Origin of the sequence: Bradyrhizobium sp. Leo170 (assembly GCF_004296405.1) — a bacterium.
Lineage (GTDB): Bacteria > Pseudomonadota > Alphaproteobacteria > Rhizobiales > Xanthobacteraceae > Bradyrhizobium.
Genome location: NZ_PSRR01000084.1, coordinates 21,889 through 27,888, shown reverse-complemented (window position 1 = coordinate 27,888; position 6,000 = coordinate 21,889). Strand labels below are relative to the sequence as shown.

The following is a 6,000-nucleotide window of genomic DNA, read 5'->3' as shown; positions in this document are numbered from 1 at the left end:
CCGAAATCGCCGCCGCCGCCGAACACATCCTTCGCCCGCCGCATCCGCGCCCGCTTCAGGGCAAGCGCGTGCTGATCACCGCAGGGCCGACACATGAGGCGATCGATCCGGTGCGCTATATCGCCAACCGCTCCTCGGGCAAGCAGGGCTTTGCCATCGCCGCCGCCGCGCGCGATGCCGGCGCCGAGGTCGTCCTGGTCTCCGGGCCGGTCGATCTCGCCGATCCAGCGGGCGTGTCGGTGATCTCTGTGGAATCCGCGCGCGATATGCTGCACCGGGTGGAAGCGGCGCTGCCGGTCGATGTCGCGATCTTCGCCGCCGCGGTCGCCGACTGGCGGGTCGCCAATGAAGGCGAGCAGAAGCTGAAGAAGACCGCAGCCGGCGTGCCGGCGCTGCAACTGGTCGAGAACCCCGACATCCTCGCCACCATCGCCAAGCTGCAGGACAACCGCCCGCCGCTGGTGATCGGCTTCGCCGCCGAGACCGAGCATCTGATCGAGAATGCGAAGGCAAAGATCGCCCGCAAGGGCTGCGACTGGATCGTGGCCAACGATGTTTCACCGGCCACCGGCGTGATGGGTGGCGACCGCAACACCGTTCATCTGCTGACGCGTGGGGGCGAGGATATCAGCGTCGATTCCTGGCCGGTCATGACCAAGGAACAGGTCGCGACCGAACTGGTGGCCCGGATCGCGAAGGCCGTGGAGACAAAATCGTGAGTGCGACGATCAAGGTCGATGTCAGGCAATTGCCGCATGCCGAAGGTCTTCCGCTGCCGGCCTACCAGACCGCCGATGCCGCCGGGCTCGATCTGTTGGCCGCAGTGCCCGAAGAAGCGCCACTGGTGCTCGCATCAGGCAAATACGCGATGGTTCCGACCGGGCTCACGATCGCGCTGCCACCGGGCTACGAGGCGCAGGTGCGGCCGCGTTCCGGACTTGCCGCCAAGCATGGCGTGACCGTGTTGAATTCGCCTGGTACGATCGACGCCGACTATCGGGGAGAGATCAACGTCCTCCTGATCAATCACGGCGAGGCGCCGTTTTCCATCCGACGCGGCGAGCGCATCGCGCAGATGGTGATCGCACCGGTCGTGCAGGCGCAGTTGGTTCCGGTGACCGCGCTGTCCAGTACCGAGCGAGGCGGCGGCGGCTTCGGCTCCACGGGAAGATAGTTGACCCGTAGCCCGGGTGGAGCGCAGCGCAACCCGGGACATCCGCGTCCACATCCGCGAGCGGACCCGGGTTACACTAACGCTTCACCCGGGCTACGGCACTTGATCGAGCGATAAGCCATTCGAATACGGATAAAATTTGCGCTGGCGCACGAATTGAGCCCCGCATTTTTCACAGCGTGTCTTGCGTTCACGATCTGGACTCTTACTCGCTGAGTCAGCTTGAGGATATGCTCTTACGATTCGTGTGCACGGCGGGGGTCTAACGCCGGGCCGAAGTCGTGCGTTCTGGGGCAAATTATGTCGGGCGTGGTCGCCGCAATGCGTCGAACCCTGCTGTCGTGCACCTCACTGGCGCGCGACGGCCTGCTTGGGCTCGCCGCCATGCTGGCGCTGCCCGCGGGATCGGCGCGCGCTGGCGACTGGCTGTTCGAGCCGGTGATCTCGGCGTGGTTCGACCTCGATCACCAGGAATTCGTGCTCTTCACCGCCGCGGTTGCCTTGCTCGGCTTTTCCGTGGTCGCCGCGATCCTCTTGATGCGTACACGCGCTCGCGCCATCCGGAGCGAGGGGCGCCTGCGCGCCGAGATCGCTGATCTGCAGGCCCAATCCGATCGCCTGCGCGCGCTGCTGTTTGCCGAGCCGCAGGTCCTGATTTCCTGGGCGGCTGGCGACAACCGCCCCGAGATCAGCGGTGACATCGCATTGCTGACCTCGCAGGAGGCGACCCAGAACTCGCCCCAGCGCGTGCTGGCGTTCGGAACCTGGCTGCCGCCGGAACCGGCGCTGCAGATGGACCACGCCGTCGACGCGCTGCGCGAGGCCGGCCAGGGTTTTCTGCTGAACCTCACCACCGCGAACGGCCGCGCCATCGAGGCGATGGGTCGCGCCATCGGCGGCCAGGCGATCGTGCGGATGCGCGAGCTTGGCGGCTTGCGTCGCGAGCTGGCCGAAGCCAATCTGCGCCACAAGATGCTGCAGGAGGAGACCGAGCTGCTGCGCGATTTCGCCGCCGCCGCACCCTGGCCGATCTGGGCCAAGAATGCGCAGGACGACCTGCGCTATGCCAACACGGCCTATTTGCGGGCGACCGAGGGCGCGAGCATCGCGGATGCGATCCACCGCCATCTCGAACTCCTGGAGAACGACCAGCGGGTTGAGATGGCCAAGGCGCTGCACGAATATTCGACCTATGCCGCGCGACTACCGATCGTGGTCGGCGGCGAGCGGCGCATCTATGACATCCAGGCGATGAAGCTTGCCGGCGGCAGCGCCGGCATCGCCATCGACGCCAGCGAGGTCGCCGCCCTTCGCGCCGCGCTCACCCGGATGGCGGAAGCGCATCGCCGCACCCTCGACCAGCTCTCTTCCGGCGTGGCCGTGTTCGACGCCGACCGCCGGCTTGCCTTCTACAACGAATCCTATCGCCGCCTCTGGGACCTCGATCAGGCGTTCCTCGATAGCAATCCGGACGATTCCAGCGTCCTCGACCGGCTGCGCGCCGCCCGCAAACTGCCGGAGCAGCCGGATTTCCGCGCCTGGAAGGCCAAGCTGCACGAAGCCTATCGCGCGGTCGAATCGGAGAGCTACACTTGGTTCCTGCCCGACGGCCGCGCGGTCAGCGTCGTGACCACGCCGAACCTCGAAGGCGGCGTCACCTATCTCTTCGACAACGTCACCGAAAGCCTCGATCTGGCGCGTCGCTTCGACGGCCTAATCCGGGTCCAGCACGAGACCCTCGACAATCTGAACGAAGCGGTCGCAGTGTTCGGCAGCAACGGGCGCGTGCAATTGTTCAACCCGGTATTCGAGAAGATGTGGAGGCTGCCGGCGGACGCGTTGCGCGAGCAGCCGCATATCGAGACCGTGGAAGCGCTGTGCCGGCCGCTGTTCGACGATCCGATCGTCTGGCGGGCGCTGCGCGAGGCGATCACCGCGATCGAGAACCGCGCCCAGGTCGCGCTGAAGCTCGAGCGCAAGGACGGCAGCGTGCTGCATTGCATGACCATGCCGCTGCCGGACGGCGCGACCATGCTGACGTTCCAGGACATCACCGACACCGAGAATGTCGAACGCGCGCTGCGCGAGCGCAACGAGGCGCTGGAAGCGGCCGACCAGATGAAGGTCGACTTCGTCCACCACGTGTCCTACGAACTGCGCGCGCCGCTCACCACCATCATCGGCTTTGCGCATTTCCTGTCTGATCCCGCGACCGGACCGCTCAATACGAAGCAGGCCGAATATCTCGACTACGTCACCAAATCGACCAACGCATTGCTCGCGCTCACCAACAACATCCTCGATCTCGCCACCATCGATGCCGGCGCGATGACGCTCGAGCTTGGCTCCGTCGATATCGGCAAGACGATCGAGGCCGCGGCCGAAGGCATCCAGGACCGGCTCGCGACCGACCGCATCACGCTCAAGGTCGATATCGAGCCCAATATCGGCGAATTCATCGGCGATGAACGACGCGTGGTGCAGGTGCTCTATAACCTGCTCGCCAACGCCGTCGGTTTCTCCCCGCATGACGGGATGGTCACGATCTCTGCGCGACGCGCCGAGCACAGTGTCGTGTTCGCGGTGACCGACACCGGCCCAGGCATCGCGCCTGAGGTCAAGGACAAGGTGTTCAACTGGTTCGAGAGCCATTCCCACGGCTCGCGGCACCGCGGCGCCGGCCTCGGCCTGTCGCTGGTGCGCTCCTTCGTCGAGCTGCATGGTGGCAAGGTCCGCGTCGATTCGACCGTCGGCAGAGGCACGACCGTGACCTGCGTCTTCCCGGTCGACCAGAACGCGCATCGCAACGCCGCCGAATGATTGTCACCAGCACATTCTCGGTCGCACTCGCCAATGAGGCCGCGACCGCGCATCTGATGGCCGATCTCGCGCTGTTGATCGGCCCCGGCGAAGTCATTGCGCTCTCCGGCGATCTCGGCGCCGGCAAGACCGCGGCGGCCCGCGCGCTGATCCGCTATCTCGCCACCGATGATACGCTGGAAGTGCCGAGCCCGACGTTTACGCTGGCGCAAAGCTACGAGCTGCCGGCGTTCCCGCTTGTTCACGCCGACCTCTATCGCATCAATGACGCGAGCGAACTCGAGGAGATCGGGCTGGCGCCTTTGCCTGACGGCGCGGTGGCGCTGATCGAATGGCCGGAGCGGGCACCAGATGCCATGCCGCCGGACCGCATCGACATTGCGCTGAGTCACCGGCCGGCACTGGGATCGAACGCGCGCGCTGCCGAGATCACCGGCCACGGCAAGGCTGCCGCCGTCGTCACGCGGCTGAAGGCGCTGCGCCAATTCCTCGAGAATGCCGGCTACATCGACGCGCGGCGCGAGCGCATGCCGGGCGACGCCTCGACCCGCTCCTACGCCCGGCTGTTCGACGACAATGGCAGCGTCATCCTGATGAACTCGCCGCGACGCCCCGACGGGCCGCCGATCTATGACGGCAAGTCCTACAGCGCCGCCGTCCATCTCGCCGAGGACGTCAAGCCGTTCGTCTCGATCGACAACGGACTGCGCGACCGCGGCTTCTCCGCACCCGCGATCCGCCACTCCGACATCGATCTGGGATTCCTGATCACCGAGGATTTCGGCAAGGACGGCATCGTCGAGGGCGATCCGCCGGCACCGATCATGGAGCGCTACGAAGCCGCGACCGACATGCTGGCGGCCCTGCATCGGGAGAAACTGCCGGAGGCGCTGCCGCTGACGCCGCAGCTTACCTACGACATCCCGGTCTTCGACATCGACGCCTGGCTGGTCGAGATGGGCTTGATGATCGAGTGGTACTTGCCGGATCGCGGCATCACCCTCGCCTCGGATCTGCGCGATGAATTTCTTGCGATGTGGCGAACGCTCCTGGAGAAGCCGGCCGCGGCGCCGCGGACCTGGGTGCTGCGCGACTTCCACTCGCCCAATCTGATCTGGCTTGGCGAGCGTACAGGTATCCTGCGGCTGGGCCTGATCGACTTCCAGGACGCCGTGCTCGGGCCTGCCACCTATGATCTGGTGTCGCTGTTGCAGGACGCGCGGATCGACGTGCCCGAGCAGCTCGAGCTCACGCTGCTCTCCCGCTACATCAAGGCGCGGCGGGCCACCGAGGAGCATTTCGACGCGGCCAGCTTCGCCGAGCTCTACGCGATCATGTCGGCGCAGCGTAACACGCGTCTGCTCGGGACCTTCGCGCGGCTCAACGGGCGGGACGGCAAGCCGCATTATCTCAAGCACCAGCCGCGGATCTGGACTTACCTCACTCGTTCACTGGCCCACCCGGCGCTGGCCGGCCTCCGTGAATGGTACGCGGCCCACGTCCCGCCACCGGTTTCCTGATTTACCCCCTGTTAGCCCGAGCCGCCCTAGTGTGACACACGCTCCGGATGCAGAGCGGCTTGGTTGAGGGTTTGAGTTTGGCGATGAAGACAGAACGGCGCCGCGGCGAGCGTGTCACCTTCGAACGCGGCATTCCCGCGCACTTGATGGGGATCGACGGCACGTGGCGACGCGACTGCACCATGGAGGATGTTTCCGAGACCGGCGCCAAGCTGACCGTCGAGGGCTCGGTGGAGGGCCTGCACCTGAAGGAGTTCTTCCTGCTGTTGTCATCGACCGGGCTTGCCTATCGCCGCTGTGAATTGTCCTGGGTCAATGGCGACCAGATCGGGGTCAATTTCCTCAAACAGGGCGACAAAAAGAAGAAGGCGGCCAAGCGCGGCTCGCAACCCGCCGACGCCTGAAGATTGTTGTTTTTGACGCGTTTTCTTCCCCGTCGCACGGCCGTCATGTCCGGCGACTATCGCGTCGATCTTATGCGCGCCC

General features: G+C 65.7%; 5 protein-coding genes. All 5 read left to right on the top strand.

All coding sequences use genetic code 11. The annotated features are described in order from the left end of the window. A partial coding sequence (locus tag CWO89_RS16615) for a phosphopantothenoylcysteine decarboxylase domain-containing protein (RefSeq protein ID WP_283813536.1) occupies window positions 1-719 on the top strand: 719 nt, incomplete at its 5' end. Continuing rightward, window positions 716-1,174 carry a dUTP diphosphatase gene (gene dut, locus CWO89_RS16610; protein WP_130579860.1) on the top strand — a complete coding sequence of 153 codons (459 nt, stop codon included), beginning with the start codon at window positions 716-718 and terminating at the stop codon, window positions 1,172-1,174. The genes CWO89_RS16615 and dut, both read left to right, overlap by 4 nt. 300 nt (window positions 1,175-1,474) lie before the next feature. After that, window positions 1,475-3,994 carry a PAS domain-containing sensor histidine kinase gene (locus CWO89_RS16605; protein ID WP_130579859.1) on the top strand — a complete coding sequence of 840 codons (2,520 nt, stop codon included), beginning with the start codon at window positions 1,475-1,477 and terminating at the stop codon, window positions 3,992-3,994. Further along, complete coding sequence (tsaE, locus tag CWO89_RS16600; protein WP_130579858.1) at window positions 3,991-5,514, top strand: tRNA (adenosine(37)-N6)-threonylcarbamoyltransferase complex ATPase subunit type 1 TsaE; 1,524 nt, start codon at window positions 3,991-3,993, stop codon at window positions 5,512-5,514. The genes CWO89_RS16605 and tsaE overlap by 4 nt, the downstream gene beginning before the upstream one ends. Window positions 5,515-5,591: 77 nt before the next feature. Continuing rightward, window positions 5,592-5,918: a PilZ domain-containing protein gene (locus tag CWO89_RS16595; RefSeq protein ID WP_130579857.1), complete on the top strand. Its 327-nt coding sequence runs from the start codon at window positions 5,592-5,594 to the stop codon at window positions 5,916-5,918. The last annotated feature ends 82 nt before the right edge of the window (window positions 5,919-6,000 follow it).